Origin of the sequence: Adlercreutzia equolifaciens (assembly GCF_029076695.1) — a bacterium.
Taxonomy (GTDB): Bacteria; Actinomycetota; Coriobacteriia; order Coriobacteriales; family Eggerthellaceae; genus Adlercreutzia; species Adlercreutzia equolifaciens_A.
Genome location: NZ_JARFIK010000583.1, coordinates 1 through 290, shown reverse-complemented (window position 1 = coordinate 290; position 290 = coordinate 1). Strand labels below are relative to the sequence as shown.

The following is a 290-nucleotide window of genomic DNA, read 5'->3' as shown; positions in this document are numbered from 1 at the left end:
CCTCGTTCGCCACAAGGCGCAAAACATCGTGGTCGATCCGGTCATGGTGGCCACTTCCGGCTCGGCGCTTAACGCCGATGCTGCGGTAGATGCCCTGGTGGAGCAGCTCTTTCCGCGGGCAACGGTGATAACCCCGAATATTCCCGAAGCAGAAGAGCTGGCCGGTATGGCCATTGCGAGCCGTGAGGACGTAGAGCGGGCCGCCGATCTTATTTCGGCGCGGTGCCGTGCGGCCGCGGAAACCGCTCCAAGCTTTGAAGCTGCCGAGGCGCGCCCCGCTGCCACGGCCG

General features: G+C 65.2%; 1 protein-coding gene. It reads left to right on the top strand.

Features of this window, described 5'->3' with window-relative positions:
• Positions 1–28: 28 nt before the first annotated feature.
• A partial coding sequence (locus tag PZH32_RS13695; protein ID WP_275208811.1) for a bifunctional hydroxymethylpyrimidine kinase/phosphomethylpyrimidine kinase occupies positions 29–290 on the top strand: 262 nt, incomplete at its 3' end.